The organism is Methylobacterium sp. P3_A11 (assembly GCF_056403155.1).
This window is the reverse complement of sequence record NZ_JBFUGA010000011.1, coordinates 13,958-33,855: the sequence shown is the minus strand read 5'-3', so window position 1 is coordinate 33,855 and position 19,898 is coordinate 13,958. Positions and strand designations below refer to the sequence as shown.

Here is a 19,898-nt window from a genome sequence, read left to right as displayed (position 1 = left end):
GCTCACGACCGGTGGCCGCGGCGCGCGCAGCCCCGCGTGACACGACGCCCCGTCGCCGACGTTCAGGACCCTGGGGTTCGCATCGCGAGCCTCATGCGGCTGTCACCTCCAGCGTGCCTCCGGCCGGAACGGGCAGGCTGACGGTGAAACAAGCCCCGCTCCGGTCTGGGCGGTTCCCGGCCGTGACGGTGCCGCCCATCGCCTCGACGAAACCGCGCGAGATGGCGAGGCCCAGACCGGTGCCGGCCCGGACGCGGTCGCCCTTCCGCACGCGGTAGAACTTGTCGAAGACCCGCTCGACATCCGCCTCCGGCAGGCCCTCGCCCTCGTCGAGGATCGCGATCAGGATCCGGTCGCCTTGGCGGCGCGCCCGCACGGTCACGGTGGAGCCTTCGGGGGCGTATTTGGCGGCGTTGTCGAGGAGGTTGACCAGAACCTGCTCGAACAGGACCGGATCGAGGGCCAGCGGCGGCAGGTCCGCGGCCACCTCCACGACGACCCGATGCTCAGACATGACCTTCTGTGTGCGTCGCAGGGCGGTGTCGACGGTCTCGGCGACGTCCTGCGCGGAGAGGTTCGGCGCCACCGCACCGGCCTCGAGGCGCGTCATGTCGAGGAGGTTGGCGATGAACCTGTTGAGTCGCTCCGATTCGTCGATGATCGTGGCCAGGAGTTCCGCCTTGGCTTCGGGCGGCAGCGCCGCGTCGAGGTCGCGCAGCGTGCTGGCCGCACCCAGGACCGAGGCGAGGGGCGTGCGCAGGTCGTGACTGATCGAGGTGAGCAGCGCCTGACGCAGGCGGTCGGTCTCCGCGGCGCGCTCGGCGCGGTCGAGATCCTCCACCAGCCGCACCCGCTCGATCGCAAGGGCGCCCATGTCGGCCAGGGCGTCGAGCAGGCGCCGGCCCTCGGGTGTCAGGATCGGCCCAGAGCCGTCCACATCGAGGCCGATCACGCCGATCGTGCCACGCCCGGTCCGCATCGGCAGGAACAGGCGCTTGGCGCCTGGCAACGTGTCGGCGCCGCGCCCGGCCGGCCTGTCTTTGTCGAAGGCCCACTGCGCGGCCGCCACGTCGGCGGCGTCCAGCCGGTCCTCCGGCGGGTAGCCGGCCATCACGGAGACCGCCTCGCCATCGGGCAGGAGGAGGACGACGCGGACCTTCAGCATCGCCGCGACCTGGGCGCTGGTGGCCCAGAGCACGTCGTCGAGGGTGCCGCAGGCGGCGAGCTTCCGTGAGAAGCCGAACAGACGCTCCGTCGCCCGGGCGCGTCCCTGGCTGATGACGGCGACCCCCCGGGCGCGCGAGGCCAGGTTGGAGACCAAAACGGCCACCAGGGTGAAGAGGAGGAATGCGGCGACGTTCGTCGGGTCCGCGATCGTGAGCGTGTAGACCGGCGGCAGAAAGAAGAAGTTGTAGGCGAGCGAGGCCGCGACCACGGCGGCGAGGGCTGGTCCCCGGCCCCATCGGACCGCCACCGCCACGATGGCGGTGAGCAGGAACAGATCGGCGTTCTCGACGCCGGCATAGGGCTCGGCCAGGAGCGCAGTCCCGAGTCCGGCGCCGATTGCGGCAATCGCGATCCCGTAGGGCAGCGCCTCGAATCCCGGGCGCGGGATCGCCGTCGTCACGGCGCGGCGCGGCGCCTGCTCGTCGGGGACCGCCTCGCCGGGGACCACGTGCACGCTGATGTTGCCGCTGCGGCGAACGAGGTCGTGCACCACGGACCCGTTCAGGAGTTCGAACAGCCACGAGCGGTTCGCCTTGCCCACCACGATATGGTTCACGTTGGCCGACCGGGCATAGTCGATCACGTCGTCGGCGACGCGCCGGCCGCCCGGCAGGGTCACCGCGTCGCCCCCAAGACGGTCGGCGAGCCGTAGCGCCTCGGCGATCCGGTCGCGCTCCGTCTCGCTGCGAAACGGTGCACGCGGCCCCTCGATCGAGAGGGCGGTCCACGGCGCGTGCAGGCGATCGGCGAGCCGCTTGGCGTAGCGCACCAAGCCGGACGAGCGCGGATCCTCGTTCACGCAGACCAGGACGCGCTCCCCGGCCGCCCAGGGTCCGGCGATGGCGTTGGCCCGCATGTGGCCGAGCAACTCGTCGTCGACCCGGTCTGCCGTCCGCCGGAGCGCCAGTTCCCGGAGGGCGGTCAGGTTTCCGCGGGAGAAGTAGTGCTTCAGCGCCCGCTCGGCATTGGTCGGGACATAGACCTTCCCGTCCTTCAGGCGCTGGATCAGGTCGTCCGGATTGAGGTCGACCACCTCGATGTCGTCGGCCCGGTCGAGCATCCCGTCCGGCACGGTCTCGCGGACCCGGATGCGGGTGATCGCGGCGACGACGTCGTTGAGGCTCTCCACATGCTGGATGTTCAACGTCGTGAGGACGTCGATGCCGGCGTCGAGCAGCTCCTCGACATCTTGATAGCGCTTGGGGTGCCGCGACCCGGGCGCGTTCGTGTGGGCGAATTCGTCGACGAGCGCCAGGGCCGGGCGGCGGGCGAGGAGCGCGTCGAGATCCATCTCCTCCAGGACCGTGCCATGGTATGGCACGGGGCGGCGCGCGATCACCTCGAACCCGTCGAGGAGGGCCTCGGTCTCGGCCCGCCCATGGGTCTCGACGACGCCCACGACGACGTCGGTCCCGACCTTCAGCCGGGCACGGCCGACGGTGAGCATCTCGTAGGTCTTGCCGACGCCCGGGGCTGCGCCGAGGAACACCTTGAGCCGGCCGCGCGTCCGTTCCTCCCGGCGCGCCGCCTCGAGGAGCGCCTCGGGCGAGGGACGAGTGGGGTCGCGACCGGTCTCCGGCATGGTCCCTCTACATGGACGCCGCTCAGGGGCGGGCGAGGGCGTCGAGGGCGAGGTTGAGCGTCTGGACGTTGACGCGTGGCTCACCCAGGATGCCCAGCATGCGGCCCTCGATACGCGAGGTTACGAGGTCGCGCAGCTTCGCCTCCGGGATCTTGCGGTTTTCGGCGACCCGGGGAACCTGGAAGTAGGCGGCCTCCGGCGAGATGTCCGGGTCCAGACCCGAGCCGCTCGCCGTGACGAGATCGACCGGGACGGGCGCCCCCCCATTCTCGGCCTTCAGCGCGACGAGGTCGCCCTTCACGCGCTCGGCGAGTGCCGCGCTGGTCGGGCCGAGATTCGAGCCCGAAGAGTTCGACGCGTTATAGGGCGCCGGTACCGTCTTGGCGGCGTCGGCAGGATCCGGGGCCGTCGTCGCGGAGGGCCGGCCGTGGAAGTAGCCGGCGCCAGTGAAGGTCTGGCCGATCAGGCTGGAGCCGATGACCGTGCCGTCGCGCTCGATCAGGCTGCCGGCGGCCTTGGCGGGGAAGATGGCGCCGGCGAGACCGGTGATGGCGAGGGGATAGGCGAGGCCGGTGATCGCCGTGAGCGCGGTGAGCAGGACCAGGGCGGGGCGAAGCTGTTTCAGCATGGCGGGTCTCCGATGGACCGGTTCAGACGAGGTGAAGGGCGCTGACGGCGAGGTCGATCGCCTTGATGCCGACGAAGGGCACCAGGACGCCGCCGAGCCCGTAGATCAGCAGGTTTCGGCGCAGGAGCGCGGCGGCGCCGACGGCGCGGTAGGTGACGCCGCGGAGTGCCAGCGGGATCAGCGCCACGATGATCAGCGCGTTGAAGATGATCGCCGACAGGATCGCGCTCTGGGGCGAGGCCAAGTGCATGACGTTGAGCGCCTGGAGCTGCGGGTAGAGACCCAAAAACATCGCCGGGATGATGGCAAAATACTTGGCCACATCGTTGGCGATGGAGAAGGTGGTCAGGGCGCCGCGGGTCATCAGCAGCTGCTTGCCGATGCCGACGATCTCGATGAGCTTGGTCGGGTCACTGTCGAGATCGACCATGTTGCCGGCCTCGCGGGCCGCCACCGTGCCGGTATTCATCGCGACGCCGACGTCGGCCTGAGCCAGGGCCGGGGCATCGTTGGTACCGTCGCCGCACATGGCGACGAGCTTGCCGTGTGCCTGCTCCGCGCGGATCAGGGCGAGCTTGTCCTCGGGTGTGGCCTGGGCCAGGAAGTCGTCGACCCCGGCCTCCGCCGCGATGGCGGCCGCGGTCATGGGGTTGTCGCCGGTGATCATCACCGTGCGGATGCCCATCTGGCGCAGCTCGGCGAAACGCTCCCGGATCCCGCCCTTCACGATGTCCTTAAGGTAGACGACACCGAGGAGCCGGCCGTCTCGGGCCACCGCGAGGGGCGTGCCGCCGGCCCTGCCGATCTCCTCCGCGATGGCGCGGATTTCCCGAACCGCCGGCGTTTCCGGCGCCGGCTGGAAGGCGAGTGCGGCATTCGAGCCGCGGCTCGCCACGGGCTGGCCCGATAGCGAGGCGATCACCGCGTCCACCGCGCCCTTACGGATCGACGCGCTTTCCAGGTCGACGCCCGACATGCGGGACTGCGCGGTGAACGGCACGAAGGTCGCGTTGAGCGCGGCCATGTCGCGGGCGCGGATGCCGTACTTTTCCTTGGCGAGCACGACGATTGAGCGTCCCTCCGGCGTCTCGTCCGCCAGGGAGGCGAGTTGCGCTGCGTCGGCGAGTTCCGCCTCGGTCACGCCCGAGACCGGGCGGAACTCGGTGGCCTGCCGGTTGCCGAGCGTGATCGTGCCGGTCTTGTCGAGGAGCAGGGTGTCGACGTCGCCCGCCGCCTCGACGGCGCGGCCCGACATGGCGAGGACGTTGAAGCGCACCAGCCGGTCCATGCCGGCGATGCCGATCGCCGAGAGCAGCGCGCCGATCGTCGTCGGAATCAAGGTGACGAACAGGGCCACCAGCACGATCACGGGAATAGCGCCGCCCGCGTAGCTCGCGAAGCTCGGGATCGAAGCCACCGCGAAGACGAACACGATGGTCAGCCCGGCGAGCAGAATGTTGAGAGCGATCTCATTCGGCGTCTTCTGGCGCGACGCGCCCTCGACCAGGGCGATCATGCGGTCGACGAAGGTTGAACCGGCCGCGGCCGTGATGCGGACCTTGATGGCGTCCGACAGCACCTGGGTGCCGCCGGTCACCGCCGAGCGGTCGCCGCCGGATTCGCGGATCACCGGGGCGGACTCGCCCGTGATCGCGGCCTCGTTGACGGAGGCCACGCCCTCGATCACCTCGCCGTCGGAGGGGATGAGCTCACCCGCCTCGACCAGAACGACGTCGCCGACCTTGAGAGCGGTGCCGGGGACCGTCTCGTAGGCGCCGCCGGGACCCTTGAGGCGCTTGGCGGTCATCTCGGTGCGCGTCCGCCGCAGGCTGTCGGCCTGGGCCTTGCCGCGGCCCTCGGCGAGCGCCTCGGCGAAGTTGGCGAAGATCAGGGTGAACCACAGCCAGAGGATGATCTGGCCGGAGAAGGCGAGATCGCTGCCGCCGGTGACGAGGTCGCGGGCGAACAGGACCGTGGTCAGGGCCGCCACGACCTCGACCACGAACATGACCGGGTTGCGGATCATGGCGCGGGGATCGAGCTTCCTGACGGAGCCGAGGAGGGCCGGCCCGATCAAGGCGGCACTGAAGAGGGATGATGTCTGGCGCGACATGGGGGATGTCCGAAGGGAAGATTGAAGTGGGGCTCGCCGTCCTTGCGAGCGGAGCGACGCAATCCAGGGCAGCGTCACGTTCGGCGGCGTCGAGCCGGCTCGGGTCGCTTCGCTGCGCTCGCGATGACGAAGGTGAGGCTCAGCCCCCCGGCGGACCGAGGGTCAGACCGTAAGCCGCCAGGAGTGCGAAGCCGCCGAGCAGCACGACGCCGAGGAGCGCCAGCACGAGGTCGGAGGTCCGCACCGGCTGCGGCGCGGCCCGGCCCCGCCGGGACGGCGGCCGGTGCAGCGCGAGGTGATGGCGCGGCATGCGTCGGGAGGAGAGCGCGCGCGGCATCTCAGCCTCCCGTCGCGAAGGTCTGGCCGGCCGCGCCCGCGAGGTGCTCGACCACGGGGCCGAGCGCCAGCGACGGGAAGAAGGTCAGGCCGCCAATGATCAGGATCACACCGACAAGGAGCCCGACGAACAGGCCGCCATGGGTCGGGAACGTACCTGCGGAAGCCGGGACCGTCTTCTTGGCGGCGAGCGAGCCGGCGATGGCCAGGACCGGGATCTTCACGAAGAATCGACCCACCAGCATGCCGATGGCCAGGGTGCTGTCGTAGAATAGCGTGTTGGCCGACAGCCCGCCGAAGGCCGAGCCGTTGTTGGCCGCCGCCGACGTGTAGGCGTAGAGGATCTCGGTGAAGCCGTGCGGGCCGGCATTGGCCGGGCCGGCGAGCCCCGCCGGCAGGACGGTCGCGAGGGCGGTGAAGCCCAGCATCATCAGCGGCAGGCAGAGGATGCCGAGCATGGCCATCTTCACATCCTTCGCCTCGATCTTCTTGCCGAGGTATTCGGGGGTGCGGCCGACCATCAGGCCCGCAACGAAGATCGCCACGATCACGAAGATCAGCATGCCGTAGAGGCCGGCGCCGACGCCCCCGATGATGATCTCGCCGAGCTGCATGTTGAGCAGCGGGATCAGGCCGCCGAGCGCGGTGAACGAGTCGTGCATGGCGTTGACGGCCCCGCAGGACGCCGCGGTGGTGATCACCGCGAACAGCGCCGAGGCCGCGATTCCGAAGCGGACTTCCTTGCCTTCCATGTTGCCGCCGGTCAGCCCGAAGCCGTTGAGCACCGAGCTGCCGTGGGCCTCGGCCCAGTAGGTGACGGCGACGCCCGCGAGGAACAGGATCCCCATGGCGCCGAGGATCGCCCAGCCCTGCCGCTCGTCGCCGACCATGCGGCCGAAGACGTTGGTGAGGGCGGCGCCGATCGCGAAGATCGAGACCATCTGGACGAAGTTCGACAGGGCGGTGGGATTCTCGAACGGGTGGGCGGCGTTGACGTTGAAGAAGCCGCCGCCGTTGGTGCCGAGCATCTTGATCGCCACTTGGCTCGCCACCGGCCCCAGCGCGATGGTCTGCCAGGCGCCCTCCAGCGTCGTCGCGTCGATGGAGGGCGAGAGCGTCTGCGGCATGCCCTGCCAGACGAGGAACAGCGTGTAGGGCACGCAGATCGGCAGGAGCACGTAGAGGGTCGCGCGGGTCACATCGACCCAGAACGAGCCGATCGTGCCGGAGGACGCGCGGGCGAACCCACGGATCAGCGCCACCGCCACCGCGATGCCGGTCGCCGCCGACAGGAAGTTCTGGTGCGTCAGCCCCAACATCTGCGACAGGTACGAGAGCGTGGTCTCGCCCCCGTAGGATTGCCAGTTGGTGTTGGTGATGAAGCTGGTCGCGGTGTTGAACGCGAGGTCCGGCGCCACCGCGGTCTGATCGGCCGGGTTGAGCGGCAGGACGGCCTGCAGCCGCAGGATCGCGTAGAGCACCGCGAAACCCAGCACGTGGAACAGGATGACCGCGCCCGTGTAGGCCAGCCAATGCTGCTCCTGGCGGGCATCGATTCCGGACACGCGGTAGAGCCCGCGCTCGATCGGTCCGAGCACGGGCGAGAGGACAGTGCGCTCTCCGGTGAAGACGCGGGTCATGTAGGCCCCGAGCGGCTTCACGAGCGCCAGAACGACCGCGCCGTAAAGCGCGATCTGGATCCAGCCATTGAGGGTCATGGGGGGAGGTCCGTCAGGGGCCGCTCAGAACCGCTCGGGGCGGACGAGGGCGTAGGTGAGGTAGACGAGGAGGCCCGCGGTCACGAGGGCGCCGAGGGCGAGGTCGAGGGTCATGGCGGCCTCTCTCAGAGCCGCTCGCAGGCGGCCGCGTAGCCGGCTGCGGCCGTAAAGAAGGCGAGCCCTCCGGCGAGGAAGACGATGTCGAGCATGGTGGTCGGGTCCGTTCGGCGCACCGGCCGCGGAGGCTCCGCGACCGGGCTTGGCCGACCATGCTTGTGGCCGGGAACCGCGTTAGGGTTCGAGCGAGGGCCGCGCCGGAACTTATAAGGGACGTGTTAGGAGTGAGCCTCTCCGCGGAAGCTCGTCCGCAGACCGGGGCAGGCTGCCGGCGCCGTCAGCCGGGCCGCATCCGGACAAAGGTCACGCCATTGGGCGCGGCCCACCCGGACGACACCTGCGGCTCGCCCCCGGACACCGCCAAAGCCCAAGCCGCAAATCTCGCAGCGGCCTTCGACGGGTTCGATAAGGCAGGGGATTGGCTCGGAAGCAGTACGGGCGATCGGCGCGCGCGAGGCAAACGGCGGATCGACCTCCGACGCTCTGGCACTCAAGGGACGAGCGTGGGTTCGAAGGTGTTCAGGGCAAGTAGCCCGAGAGACAAGGCTGACCACGCGCCGAGCGCGACGATCGTCAGCGCGAAGGCGCGGTCGGCCCCGCACGCGGCGAGGATGTGGCGGACGGTCTGCATGCGGAGGCTCCATCCGGGCCGGTGCCCGATGGCGCGATCCTTTCCGCGTCGGCCGTGAGGGACCAAGACGACCGAGGGCCGTCCGGCATAGGGATGTCATCAGGAAACGGACCGGCGGCATCCGCTGCGGTCGTCCGCGATTCTGCGGCGGCCGCGTCGGCCGGACTGAGGTAGCTCGGATCGAGTTCGTGCAGGAAGCAGGGTGGGGAGCTGTACGCGCCGAACACGAGGTCGTCCTTGCCCGAGGTTGCGGCAGGAGGCTCGGGCGGCCGGGCCGGGTCTGACGGCATGATGCGGTCTCCTCCGTTGCGGCCCGTCCGTCGGACCTGATCCCGCGGCTCTTCGCACGGGATACCGGCCTTGGCTCCCGGTCACGATGCGACCGGAATCCGCCCTACGCCGTCGCGGGCTCGGGCTGCTCGGTGGAGCTGAACACGACTTCGCCGGTCCGCTCGCAGACGACGCTCACCGATGTCGCGCCGTTTTCCCGATTCTGGACAGGGAGTTGTGCCAGCGCGTACGCCGTCGCCGCCTCGAGGTCGCACGGCCACAGCTTGGTGAAGCTTTCGCGTTTTCCCCGGCGAAAAGTGATCTTGTAGGCCATCATTTCCTCCGTTTTCACGGAGGATACACCTTCTTGTACGCGCGCCACGTCCATCCCGGGCATGGCACCGATGCGTCCCGGGCGGGAGAGGACCGAGATCGTTCGAAGGCGTCCCGGATCGACAGGGCTCGACCGACCGTTCGCCGATACCGAAGCCCGCGGTCTGACGGTCCCGCGGGTCGACAGCAGCTTTCGGGGCTCTGCAGGGTCGGTGCGGCTGTGGCGTCGACCTGTCGCAGCAGACTGATCCGCGCTCGATCCCCCGTCGGATCGGCCTCCGTACGCTCAAACTATGCGGCGGCGTTGTGCCTGTCCTGCGCCAGGATGAAGGCCGCTACGCCGGCGGCGGGGATCGGCCTGCTCAGGAGATAGCCCTGCACTTCGGAGAACCCGCTCGCCCGCAGACGTGCAAGCTGCTCCGGCGTCTCGACGCCCTCGGCGGTGGTGGTGATCTTCAGGCTGCGGCCCAGTTCGGCCACGACGTGGACGATCGCGGCCGCTTCGTCCTTCTCGAGCAAATTCCGGACGAACGACTGATCCAGCTTGATCTTGTCGAAGCGGAAAGTGTTGAGCGAGCTGAGGGACGAATAGCCGGTCCCGAAATCGTCCATGGAGAACCGCACGCCGAGGCGGCGCAGCCGCGTCAGCATGTCGAAACTCGTTTGGTCCTGGCTCAGGATCACCGACTCGGTGATCTCGAGTTCGAGGCGCTGGCTCGGCAGCCGGGTCGCACGCAGAACCTCCTCGACGAACTGGTCGAGATTGCCTTCGCGGAACTGGATCGGCGAGATGTTGACTGCGACGCGCAGGTTTCCCGGCCATCCCATCGCGTCCGCGCAGGCGCGCTTCAGGACGTAGGCGCCGAGGTCGTCGATCAGCCCGGTCGCCTCGGCGACCGGAATGAATTCGCCCGGCGAGATCATCCCCCGCTCGGGGTGGTTCCAGCGGGCCAGGGCCTCGAAGCTCGTCACCGCGTTCGTCGCGAGGTCGAACAGCGGCTGATAGTGAAGCTCGATCTGCTGGGCGCCGATCGCGAGCCGCAGCTCACGCTCCAGCCACCGCCGCTGGTTCTGGCGCTCCTCCATCTCCGGCTCGAACGTGCGGACGCGCCGGCCGCCCTCCGCCTTGGCGACGTAGAGGGCGACGTCGGCCCGGCGGAGGAGATCGTCGCCGTCGGCATCCTCCGGGGCCGAAGCGGCGATCCCGAGGCTGCCGTCGACGGAGACGAACTGGCCGGCGAGGAGGAACGGGCGCCTGAGTTGCGCCAGGATCTCCTCCGCCAGCGCGAGCACCCTCTCCGAGCGATCCCCTTCGCACAGGACCAGGGCGAACTCGTCGCCGCCGAGACGCGCGACGGTGCCGCCGGGCGGGCACAGAGTGGTCAAGCGCTGGCCCACCTGCCGGAGCAGCTCGTCGCCGGCCGGGTGCCCGAGGGTGTCGTTGATGCCCTTGAAGTCGTCGAGGTCGAGGCAGACCACGGTGACCGGCCGGCCGCCGCGGGCACGATCCGAAAAGGCCGCCGCCAAGCGGTCGGCCAGGAGCGCGCGATTCGAGAGCCCGGTGAGGGCATCGTGGGTCGCCAGATGGGTAATGCGGGCCTGAGCGGTGACGCTCGCCGTGACGTCTTCGTGTGTCTCTACCCAGCCTCCGTCCGTCATCGGCTCGACGGTGATCTCGACGCACCGGCCGTCGGCGAGGGTCTTGGTGATGGTCCGTCCGTGGGGACCGATCTCCACGCCGGATTGATCCGCGAGACCGGCCAGCCGGCGCACCTCGGCGTAGGTCGGCTCGGTCTCGAGCGCGTCCGGCGCGATCCCGTAGATCCGGCAGAACTGCGCGTTGAAGACCTTGAGGCGCCCACTGGCGCCGAACATGCACAGCCCCTGCGACATGTTGTTCAACGCCGCATCGAAGCGGGCATTCTGCTCCTGGAGCTGCCGCTCGCGTTCCGTCAGGATGGTGTTCTTCCGGAACACATCGTTGCGCAGCTGGTCTCGCTCGGAGAGGGATTGTTCGAGCACGACGACAGCGCGGGCGATGTCGCCGACTTCGTCCTCGCGGTCGACATCCGGCACGCTGACGTGCCAATTCCCGCGCGCCACCTCGGAGACGGTCTGTGTGATGCGCACCAGCGGGCGGGTGATCCGGCTGGACAGGATGAGCAGCACCACCGCGACCAGGCAAAGCGTCAGCCCGGCGACGATGCTGAGCGTCTTCAGGAGCGAGCGGGAACTCTCTTCTCCAATTCCGACGACCTTGCCGGTGAGCTGTTGCAGTTCCCGGAGAGGCGCCGCGACGCAGAGCCGGATGTCCGGCACCTGCGGAAGACAGCGGGCAACCTTCTCAGAACCGACGACAGGATGCAGTTCGGCCCGGGACACATCGCCGAGCCAAGCGCCGGCGGTGGCGGCGCCGGACGAGGACAGGAGGCGCTGGCCCGCCAGAATGAGCACGTCGCGCCCGCTCAGCGCCGAGAAGGCCGCCAGGATCGGCTCGCGGGCGCGCAGGATGCGATAGCCGATCAACCCGCCGATCACCTCGCCGAACTCGTCGAAGAGCGGCTGCCCGAAGATGTCGGCGACCGCGCCCGATTCATCGGCCGCCAGCGCGCGCGCCAAGGTGTGGTCCCACCGGAGGGACGACACGAATCCGTCCGCATGATCGCGGTCGTTGCGCGCCATCATGGTGCGCAAGGAAGCGGCGAGGGGGATCGTGCCGAGTGCCGTGTTGGCCGCGAGCAGGTCCGCATCGACCCGGTCGGCCGTCAGGGCGCGCAAGTTCAGGTCGAACGCGATCGCGCCGTCCAGATCGGCCAGCGCCAGGGCGGGCCGCATCAGTTCGGACGCCGCCACCGTGTTGCCCGAGAAGACCGCATTGGCCACATCCCAGCGCTTCGCCATGGTGGCGAAGCGCCGCTCCACGTCCTCTCGCTGCATCTGGAGCCGGGCGGCGGCCAGCTTGGCATCGCTCAGGAGGCGGTCCGACAACTGAGCCTCCGACCAGTTCGAGACCTCCTGGGCCTGGTCCCGCAGCGTCTGCCCCGAGCTGAGAACGACGAGGAAGACCAGGGCTGCGAGGGCGATGGCAGCCGTGGAAAGCGTGGCGCCGACGAGGCGCGCGCGCAGAGATCGCGAGAAGACGGTGCCCGTCACGGCTTGAGCGGGGCGCCACCCCGCTCCGCCATCACCTGCGCCGCGCGATCGGATGTGGCGAAGGCGAGGAAGGCGGAGGTTGCAGCATCCCGGGTGGCGAGCTTGTAGATGAGGGCCAGGGTAACCGCGCTCGGGTAGGCCGGATCGCGCGGCGCCCTTCCGTCGATCGACAGGACGACGAGATCGTCCGACAGGGCCGGGGAGAACGGTCCGAAGCCGATCGCCCCGGGCGTCTGCCGAACGGTCTCGATCGCGTCCTGGGTGGTGGTCGCGGTCTTCGAACGGCTGGTCAGGACGAGGTCACGCCAGCCCGGCATGGTGGACCGGAGCACCGAGAGCGTGCTGTCCGTGTCCTCGCGGCGAACCACCCGGATCTTGAGATCGGAGCCGCCGAGCGCGCTCCAATTCTCCGTCTTGCCCGCGAAAATGGCCGCGACTTGGTCGCTCGTCAGGTTGGTCACGCCGGCACCGCGATGCACGAAGACCGCGGACGGTATGCGGATCAATGGAACTTCGACGAGCCCCTGCGCCTTTTCCGCCTCAGTGAGCGGGCGCGCGACCCGACCGAGCCTCTGGCGCTCGCCACCAACGGCGGCCACGGCGCCGCCGGAGCCGATGCTCGGCGGCACCGACACGCGGGCCTCGCCGGCCTGGGCATTGTAGGCGGTCGCGACAGCCTGCAGCATCTCGATTCCGTCACCGGTCCCAACGATTGGAAGCTCCTCCGCCCGGACGGCGATCGACTGGAGGAGGAGGGCGAGGGCGACTGCCGAGAGACGCCGAAGACCGAAGGACAGCGTTGACATTCCGGCATAATGAGACTCGAATGCTTAACTTCGAGTCACCGGATACATCGCAATCAAGCTGTGGTTGACGATTTGCTAGGCGACTGGATCCGTTTTAGCGGTCCGATTACCTGTCACGCGCTGTAGAAAGCGCTGAAAGAAGTTTGTTTCAGACGGCTCGGCCGCCTCAAGGCTGCGGTCAGCCGCGTAGAATGGATCGGCGTAACAGGTCGCACCGGCGGCCGCTGCCAGGAACTGGACGGCGGCGACCATGTCCGGAACCCCTGCGGCGACGACGGTATCGTCCCGCGTGAGCATCGGCAGATGGAGCGTCGGCCGCCCGGAGCGTGCATCGGCGGGGGGATAGCCGCCGCTGCAGGTCAGGATCGTCGTCGCCCCCCGGTCGCGCAGCCAATCCAGTGCCGAACGCATGTAGAGATTCTGCGGGTTACGCGCGCCGGCCACGACGACGAGGTCACGGTCGGGCTCGCGCAGGCGGCTCGCGCGGGCGACGGCCCAAGCCGGCGCCCATCCGACGCCGGATGAGACGACGACGAGGCGACCGCGCCCGAGTCTGTGAAAAGCGCTCCCGAAGGGACCCTCGACCTTCACGGCCGTCCCGAGCCCGATCCGCCCGCCGAGATGCGGCGACACCGCGCCGCCGGCTTGGCGACGGATCTGAAAGATCAGCTCGTTCAGCTCGCCGGATCCATCGGCGCGCAGGGTCGGACTGTAGTCGCGCGGCGGYAGGCCCGCGAAGGCGACCCGCACGTACTGCCCGGGAAGGTAGGACAGCCGTCTGCGCATCGCGACCGTGACTTCGACGATGTCGGCGGTCAGTTCGGTCACGGTGTCGACCGTTCCGCTCCGCCGGACGATGTCGGGCACCTCATCGAATTCGATGACCGTGTCGGCGGTGAGACGCGCCCGGCAGGCCAGGACGGTATCGCCGATCCGCGTACCGGCATCGTCCACCGAACCGTCATAGATCCGGACCCGGCAGGTCTCGCACTGGCCGGTCGCGCAATCGTGCGGGATCGCCCGGCCACCCGCCAGACCGGCATCGAGCAGGGTCTGGCCAGCGCTGGCACTGATGCGCCGGCCATTGATGACGAGGGCGACCGGATCGACCATGCCGCGGGACCGCCTCAGCGCAGCAGGACTTCGACCGGCCGCATGTGCCGCGTGTGGCGGGTCTGCGTGTGGTCGAATGCGGAAACGTACAGGTAGAACGTGTTGCCGGGCAGGAAATCGACGTCGTATTTGCTGCCGGTCGCGATCTTGCGCGAGGCCACGACCGTCCAATGGTCGTCCGCCCAGTCGGCGGCCGCCGAGATGCCGGCCCGGTCACCGGTATAGCCGTCGGTCAGCAGTACACCCGGTATGACGGTGCCCACCGGAATCTCCGCATCGACGGCCGTGGAATACGGAACGGTCTCGGTCTTCTCGACCATCCACCAGGCCGAGCCCTTCGAGGCGCTCGCATCGGGCGTGAGATCCACGGTGCCGAGCTTGGCCACGGTGGCGCGCCAGTCCTTGGGCAGCCGCAGCGGCTCGACGGAACCCGTGTATCCGCCGGGTCCCTCGAACCGGAAATTGTAGCGGTAGGCGCTGGTGCCGGGGTCGCCCCAGTAGCCCGCCTGATAGCGGCCCTTGACCGCCCGCTCGGCCGCTGTCGGATCGGTCGGCGGCCCGATATGCATATCCTCGAGGACGCCCAGCATGCCGCCACGGGCCGACTTCCATTGCCACATGTCGATGTAGCTGCCGTCGGTGGTGTAATGGTAGCCGCGGCCGTTCAGGGGCGCGGGCGCGTCAGGCAGGGTTCTGGCGCCGAGATGGGTGGCGCCGCCACTGCCGAAAGCGTCCGAGCGGGAGAAGATCACCGCGAGCTTGTCCTCGTAATAGGTGGTCACGTCGGCATGGGCCGCTTCGGCGTCGAGGACATGCCACCCGTCATCCTTCTTGACCAGCGGGACGCGCTTCAGCGACCGCGACGGATCCCACCACCGGAAGGCGAAGTAGACGTTCGCTGCGTCGCGCACCGCGCGGATCTCGACGGTCGTCTCGCCGGTGCCTCCGAAATTGGCGCCCTGCATCGTCCGGACCGAAACCGGACGGGCGGTGCGCCAGACCGGATCGTCCAGGAGCTTTCCGAGGTCGGGTCCGACCGCGACCTTGTCCACCACCAGAGTGGACCGGCCCTTCACGTCGGCCCAGGCCAGGCCTCCGACGACCGGGATGCCCAGGATCGCGGCCGCGAGGAGCGGCCGGCGTCGACGCACCGCGCCGTCGGACAGTGGAGCCGGACGGAACAGGCGCAGGAGCTGCCACAGGCCGCCATACATGAAATGCGCAACGGTATGAACGGCGATGTAGGCGAGGGCGACCAGAGCGCAGGTGGCGTGGAGCCACACCACCCAGCCGCCATAGCCGAGATAGAGCGCGATGCCGGTCCCCGTCAGGACGAGCGTAACGGCGTAGATCAGCCAGTGCAGCGCGACGTTGACGCCGCCCCAGCGCGCCTTGCGCGCCGCCTTGGTCCGGCCGCCGACCAGAATCGCGCGCAGGCGCGTCATGCCGTTGCGATCGGTGAGCCTCCCGCGCACGAGATAAACCAGGTAGGCCGTGATGCCGAAGAACAGGGTCAGGCCGGCCACGAAATGAACCGTCCAGACCTCGCCCTGCGGGAGCAGTGGTGCGAGGAATTTTGCGGTTCGGGCGATGGGTGCGTCGGCCGAGATCCGAAGCCCTGTGAGCAGGCTCGCGACCATCGCGATGGCGACGACCCAGTGGATGACGATCGTACCCGTATCGGTGCGCGGACGGCGCTCGGCGCGGGCGGACGCATCGGCGCGCCGTGGTGCGACGACCTCGGCGCTGGAAAGCGGATGCGACGAGAGGGTCAGCGGTTCCGACATTCGATCCTCCGCAATACCCACTCAAATTGGCCGAGATGCGTTAGAACTTTGTAAAACATAACGCCACGATCGGCATATACCCGAGCTCCGCAATCTTGAATCGACCGCGGACATGCTTAACGGCGCAGCCCAGCCCGGCTCCCGGGAACCCCGGCGGCTGGGCCGGCGCAAGCGCGGAACGCAGTCCGGCAGGGGACTCGGCATCGGCCGGACCGACCTGCGCAGTGTCCTCGACCTTCGGAACATCCCCCACCGCTGCGGGTCGCAAACCGGCGCTCCGTGGTGGAGATTGGCGCGGACATCCTGGCCGACACCATCCGGGCGCGCCACGGCCGCGGTTCTGTGAGGTGCGCCGATCGGAGGATCCGAGATGACGGAGCGAGAGACCAACCCGGATGCCATCGCCCGCCGGCCGAGCCATGCCGGCCGACGCGTCCTCGTCACGGGGGCCGGCTGCGGGATCGGCCGGGCGATCGCGGAGGGCTTTGGAGCGCGCGCGGCCCTGGTCGGCGTCGCCGACGTCACCCAGGAGGACGTGGCGGCGACCGTCGGGCTCATCGAGGAAGCGGGCGGGCGAGCCCTGCCGCTGCGGCTCGACGTGGCCGACTATCCGGCGGTCGAGACTGCTTTGGCCGAGGCGGCCGCCGCGATGGGCGGGGCCTTCGATACCGTGATCAACAATGCCGGCATCTCGCCCAAGCACGACGGGGTGGCTCACCGCGTCTGGGAGATGGATCCGGCCGAGTGGAACCGCGTAGTCGCGGTCAATCTCACAGGGGCGTTCAACACCGTCCGGGCGCTCGTGCCGGCGATGCGGGCGGCCGGGCGTGGGTTCATCGTGAACCTGTCCTCGGTGGCGGGAAAGACCCACTCGCCGATCGTCGCCTGCCATTACGCGGCCTCGAAGGCGGGGCTGATCGGCCTCACCAAGCATCTGGCGGCCGAACTCGGTCCGTTCGGCATCCGGGTCAACGCGATCGCCCCGGGACGCATCGAGACCCCGATGGTCCGGGCGGTGGGCAGTGCGGTTAACGACGCGCAGGTCCGCCTGACGCCGATGGGCCGCCTCGGATCGCCGGAGGAAGTTGCGGACCTCGCCCTTTACCTCACCTCCGCGGAGGCGAGTTTCGTGACCGGCCAGACTGTCGACGTGGCCGGCGGCTTGTACATGACGTGAGCCGGTCGCAATCAGGACGGCGGATGGACGAGAGGACGGCCATGGACGGGGCGGCCACCGCGGTCGGGATCACCGGTCGGACACGGGTCTACGGGATCCTGGCGGACCCGATCTACCACGTGAAGGCGCCCGAGGTGATGGGTGCGCTCTTCGCCCGTCACGGCGTGGACGGCGTGCTCGTTCCGCTGCACGTGCCGGCGGACGGCTTGGCCGCCGTGATGGACGGGCTTCGGCAGGTGCGCAATTTCGGCGGCTTCATCGCCACGGTTCCGCACAAGACGGCGATGACGGATCTGTGCGACGCGCTCACCCGCGAGGCCGAGCAGATCGGGGCGGTGAACTGCGTCCGGCGCGAGGCGGACGGACGCATGGTCGGCACCATGCTGGACGGCATCGGCTTCGTCGATGCGCTGCGCGCCTCGGGCGTTGAGCCCCGCGGCCGGGACGCGGCGCTGGCAGGCGCTGGCGGTGCCGCCAGTGCGATCGCCTTCGCGCTGGCGGAGGCGGGCGTCGCGCGCCTGACGATCCTCAACCGCACCCTCGACCGCGCGCAGGCGTTGATCGCGCGCGTGCGCGCCGCGTATCCCGCCCTCGCGGTCGCCGCGGAGGGGAGCCAAGTGGACCATGACATCCTCGTCAACGGTACGTCGCTCGGAATGCGCCCGGGGGACGCCGCGCCCTTCGATCTGACCGCTCTCCACGGCGGCCAGTTCGTCGCCGAGGCGATCATGGATCCCGAGACGACGCCGCTGCTCGCCGCAGCGTCGGCGGCCGGATGCCGCATCCAGAAGGGCCTGCCGATGCTGGAGCGCCAGATCGCGCTGATGGCCCACCACATGGGCGCACTCTGAGGCGAGATCTGTGCGACGGATCGACATCGACGCCATCGCGGCGGCTGACTTCGACTACGTGATCGTGGGCGGCGGCACGGCGGGATGCGTTCTGGCCAACCGGCTGACCGAGTCCGGGACGCGCAGGGTGCTGCTGCTCGAGGCCGGGGGTCGGGCGCGCAGCCCCTGGGTCGCGATCCCGGCGGGCTTCAGCCGTCTCCTTCAGCATCCGGCCTACAACTGGCGCTTCCGGACCGAGCCGGAGGCGGCGACCGGCGGCCGGGTGATCGCGGTGCCGCGCGGCAAGGGCCTCGGCGGATCAACGCTGATCAACGGCATGATCTACGTGCGCGGACAGCCACAGGATTACGATGCCTGGGCGCAGGCCGGGTGCCGCGGCTGGGGCTTTGCGGACGTACTGCCCTATTTCCGACGGGTGGAGGATTTCGACGGACCGCCCGATCCGTTGCGCGCCCGCGGCGGCCCGCTGCCGCTCACCGAGGTCGGCGAGCAGCCGGACATTGCGGAGGCCTTCATTGCTGCGGCGGAGGCGGCCGGCCACCTGCGTAATCCGGACTACAATGCGGCGCGCCAGGACGGCGTCGGCTATTATCAAGTCAACCAGCGGCGCGGGCGGCGGATCAGCGCCGCCGATGCCTACCTGAAACCTGCCCTTCCGCGCGCGAACCTCGCCGTCGTCACCGACGCGCACGTCCTGCGGCTGACTTTCGATGGGGATCGGGCGAACGGTGTCGCCGCGCTGGTCGGAGGGCGCGAGCGGCTGTTTCGCTGCTGCGGAGAGGTGATCCTCGCCGCCGGCGCGGCCCAGACCCCCCAGATCCTGGAGCTGTCCGGTATCGGCGATCCCGACATCCTGACCCGCCTCGGTCTTCCGATCCGCCGCGCGGCGCCCGGAGTGGGCGCCAATTACATGGACCATTACTGCACGCGGATGAACTGGCGGGTGCGTCTGCCGGTGACGCTGAACGAGCAGACCCGCGGCTTAAGCCTCGGCCTCGCGGCGGCCCGCTACCTCGCCACGGGGCAGGGAATCCTGTCGCTCGGCACCGGCCTCGCCCATGGCTTCGTACGGACGCGCCCCGGTCTCGAAGGGCCTGACGTCCAGTACTTCTTCATGCACGCGAGCTACGCCAACGCCGCCGAGCGCAAGCTCGACCGCCTGCCCGGCATGACGATCGGCGTCACGCAGCTGCGGCCCGAATCGCGCGGGACGATCCACGCCATCTCGCCCGATCCGCTTCAGGCCCCTGCCATCCGGCCGAACTTCCTCGCCACCGAGGAGGACCGTCGCGCGATGGTCGAGGGGATGAAGATCGCCCGGCACATCGTCGAACAGGCACCGATGGACCGTTTCCGTGGCCCCGAACTCAACCCGGGACCTGATTGCCGGACGGATGCCGACTGGCTCGACTTCGCCCGCCGCGACGGCCAGACCATCTACCACATCTGCGGCACCTGCCGCATGGGCGCCGATCCCGGTTCCGTCACGGATCCAGACTTGCGCGTGCGCGGGGTTACGGGGCTGCGCGTGGCGGACGCCTCGGTAATGCCGAGCATCGTTTCGGGGAATACGCAGGCGGCGGTGTTCATGATTGCCGAAAAGGCGAGCGCTCTGATCGGCGCCTGCAGCTGAAAGCGCGGCGCTGATCTGCGGCAGCGCGGCCGCGCCTGCGCGATCGCACGGGATCCGGTCCCGACGCCGCATCGCAGACGGGGGCGAGACGCCCCTTGGGTCTCGGAACAACCCGCCACCAGACGCATCCGGTCCGCCCCACCCCGCAGGCTCGATGCCCTCGCGCTGCACGGGTGCGACCGTCCGGCTTTCGCGCCGGCGCGCGGGACGGGGAGTGACGCGCGGACCGAATCACCCGCCCGAACGGCCGACCCATCCGGGGTCGCGAAACGAAGCGGCTTCAGCGCGCGCCGCTTTGGACAATTCAAATACAAAAACAAATTTAATGAACTCAATTCCAATTATAAAATGCAATCGCAATTTATTTGTAAAATCATCTCTTGATAGATACGGTCAAGCTGCCGGTCGATAGGTCGGCCAAAT

Annotated in this window: 15 protein-coding genes; 3 read left to right on the top strand and 12 right to left on the bottom strand. The window is 69.3% G+C overall.

Features of this window, described 5'->3' with window-relative positions; genetic code table 11:
• Positions 1-91: 91 nt before the first annotated feature.
• The 12 genes from AC1DXK_RS05585 to AC1DXK_RS05530 form a co-directional block, all read right to left on the bottom strand.
• Complete coding sequence (locus tag AC1DXK_RS05585) at positions 92-2,809, bottom strand: ATP-binding protein (RefSeq protein ID WP_477297118.1); 2,718 nt, start codon at positions 2,807-2,809, stop codon at positions 92-94.
• 22 nt (positions 2,810-2,831) lie between these two features.
• A complete protein-coding gene (locus tag AC1DXK_RS05580; RefSeq protein ID WP_457104692.1) occupies positions 2,832-3,437 on the bottom strand; it encodes a K(+)-transporting ATPase subunit C in 606 nt (201 codons plus the stop codon).
• Between the two features lie 22 nt (positions 3,438-3,459).
• Positions 3,460-5,550 carry a potassium-transporting ATPase subunit KdpB gene (kdpB, locus tag AC1DXK_RS05575; protein WP_457104691.1) on the bottom strand — a complete coding sequence of 697 codons (2,091 nt, stop codon included), beginning with the start codon at positions 5,548-5,550 and terminating at the stop codon, positions 3,460-3,462.
• A 139-nt stretch (positions 5,551-5,689) separates the two neighbouring features.
• Positions 5,690-5,887 (bottom strand): hypothetical protein, encoded by a 198-nt coding sequence (locus tag AC1DXK_RS05570; RefSeq protein ID WP_457104690.1) that lies wholly within the window; start codon positions 5,885-5,887, stop codon positions 5,690-5,692.
• 1 nt (position 5,888) lies between these two features.
• Positions 5,889-7,604 (bottom strand): potassium-transporting ATPase subunit KdpA, encoded by a 1,716-nt coding sequence (kdpA, locus tag AC1DXK_RS05565; protein WP_457104689.1) that lies wholly within the window; start codon positions 7,602-7,604, stop codon positions 5,889-5,891.
• Positions 7,605-7,628: 24 nt separating this feature from the next.
• Positions 7,629-7,718, bottom strand: a complete 90-nt coding sequence (locus tag AC1DXK_RS05560; protein ID WP_017484418.1) for a K(+)-transporting ATPase subunit F — start codon at positions 7,716-7,718, stop codon at positions 7,629-7,631.
• Positions 7,719-8,211: 493 nt separating this feature from the next.
• Complete coding sequence (locus tag AC1DXK_RS05555) at positions 8,212-8,352, bottom strand: hypothetical protein (RefSeq protein WP_457104688.1); 141 nt, start codon at positions 8,350-8,352, stop codon at positions 8,212-8,214.
• A 394-nt stretch (positions 8,353-8,746) separates the two neighbouring features.
• Positions 8,747-8,956, bottom strand: coding sequence for a hypothetical protein (locus tag AC1DXK_RS05550; protein ID WP_457104687.1), 210 nt, complete (start codon positions 8,954-8,956; stop codon positions 8,747-8,749).
• Between the two features lie 290 nt (positions 8,957-9,246).
• Positions 9,247-12,108, bottom strand: coding sequence for an EAL domain-containing protein (locus AC1DXK_RS05545; RefSeq protein WP_457104686.1), 2,862 nt, complete (start codon positions 12,106-12,108; stop codon positions 9,247-9,249).
• Complete coding sequence (locus tag AC1DXK_RS05540) at positions 12,105-12,914, bottom strand: PstS family phosphate ABC transporter substrate-binding protein (protein ID WP_457104685.1); 810 nt, start codon at positions 12,912-12,914, stop codon at positions 12,105-12,107. Before AC1DXK_RS05540 ends, AC1DXK_RS05545 begins: the two co-directional genes overlap by 4 nt.
• Positions 12,915-12,989: 75 nt before the next feature.
• Positions 12,990-14,027 (bottom strand): 2Fe-2S iron-sulfur cluster-binding protein, encoded by a 1,038-nt coding sequence (locus tag AC1DXK_RS05535; RefSeq protein ID WP_457104684.1) that lies wholly within the window; start codon positions 14,025-14,027, stop codon positions 12,990-12,992.
• Between the two features lie 14 nt (positions 14,028-14,041).
• Positions 14,042-15,814 carry an ethylbenzene dehydrogenase-related protein gene (locus tag AC1DXK_RS05530; RefSeq protein ID WP_457104683.1) on the bottom strand — a complete coding sequence of 591 codons (1,773 nt, stop codon included), beginning with the start codon at positions 15,812-15,814 and terminating at the stop codon, positions 14,042-14,044.
• Between the two features lie 370 nt (positions 15,815-16,184).
• Between AC1DXK_RS05530 and fabG the strand changes: the two genes are divergently transcribed.
• From fabG to AC1DXK_RS05515, 3 genes are read left to right on the top strand one after another with little or no spacing between them, the layout of a single operon-like run.
• Complete coding sequence (fabG, locus tag AC1DXK_RS05525; protein ID WP_457104682.1) at positions 16,185-16,991, top strand: 3-oxoacyl-ACP reductase FabG; 807 nt, start codon at positions 16,185-16,187, stop codon at positions 16,989-16,991.
• 23 nt (positions 16,992-17,014) lie between these two features.
• Positions 17,015-17,842, top strand: coding sequence for a shikimate dehydrogenase family protein (locus AC1DXK_RS05520; protein ID WP_457104681.1), 828 nt, complete (start codon positions 17,015-17,017; stop codon positions 17,840-17,842).
• A 19-nt stretch (positions 17,843-17,861) separates the two neighbouring features.
• Positions 17,862-19,475, top strand: a complete 1,614-nt coding sequence (locus AC1DXK_RS05515) for a GMC family oxidoreductase (protein WP_457104706.1) — start codon at positions 17,862-17,864, stop codon at positions 19,473-19,475.
• Positions 19,476-19,898 lie beyond the last annotated feature (423 nt).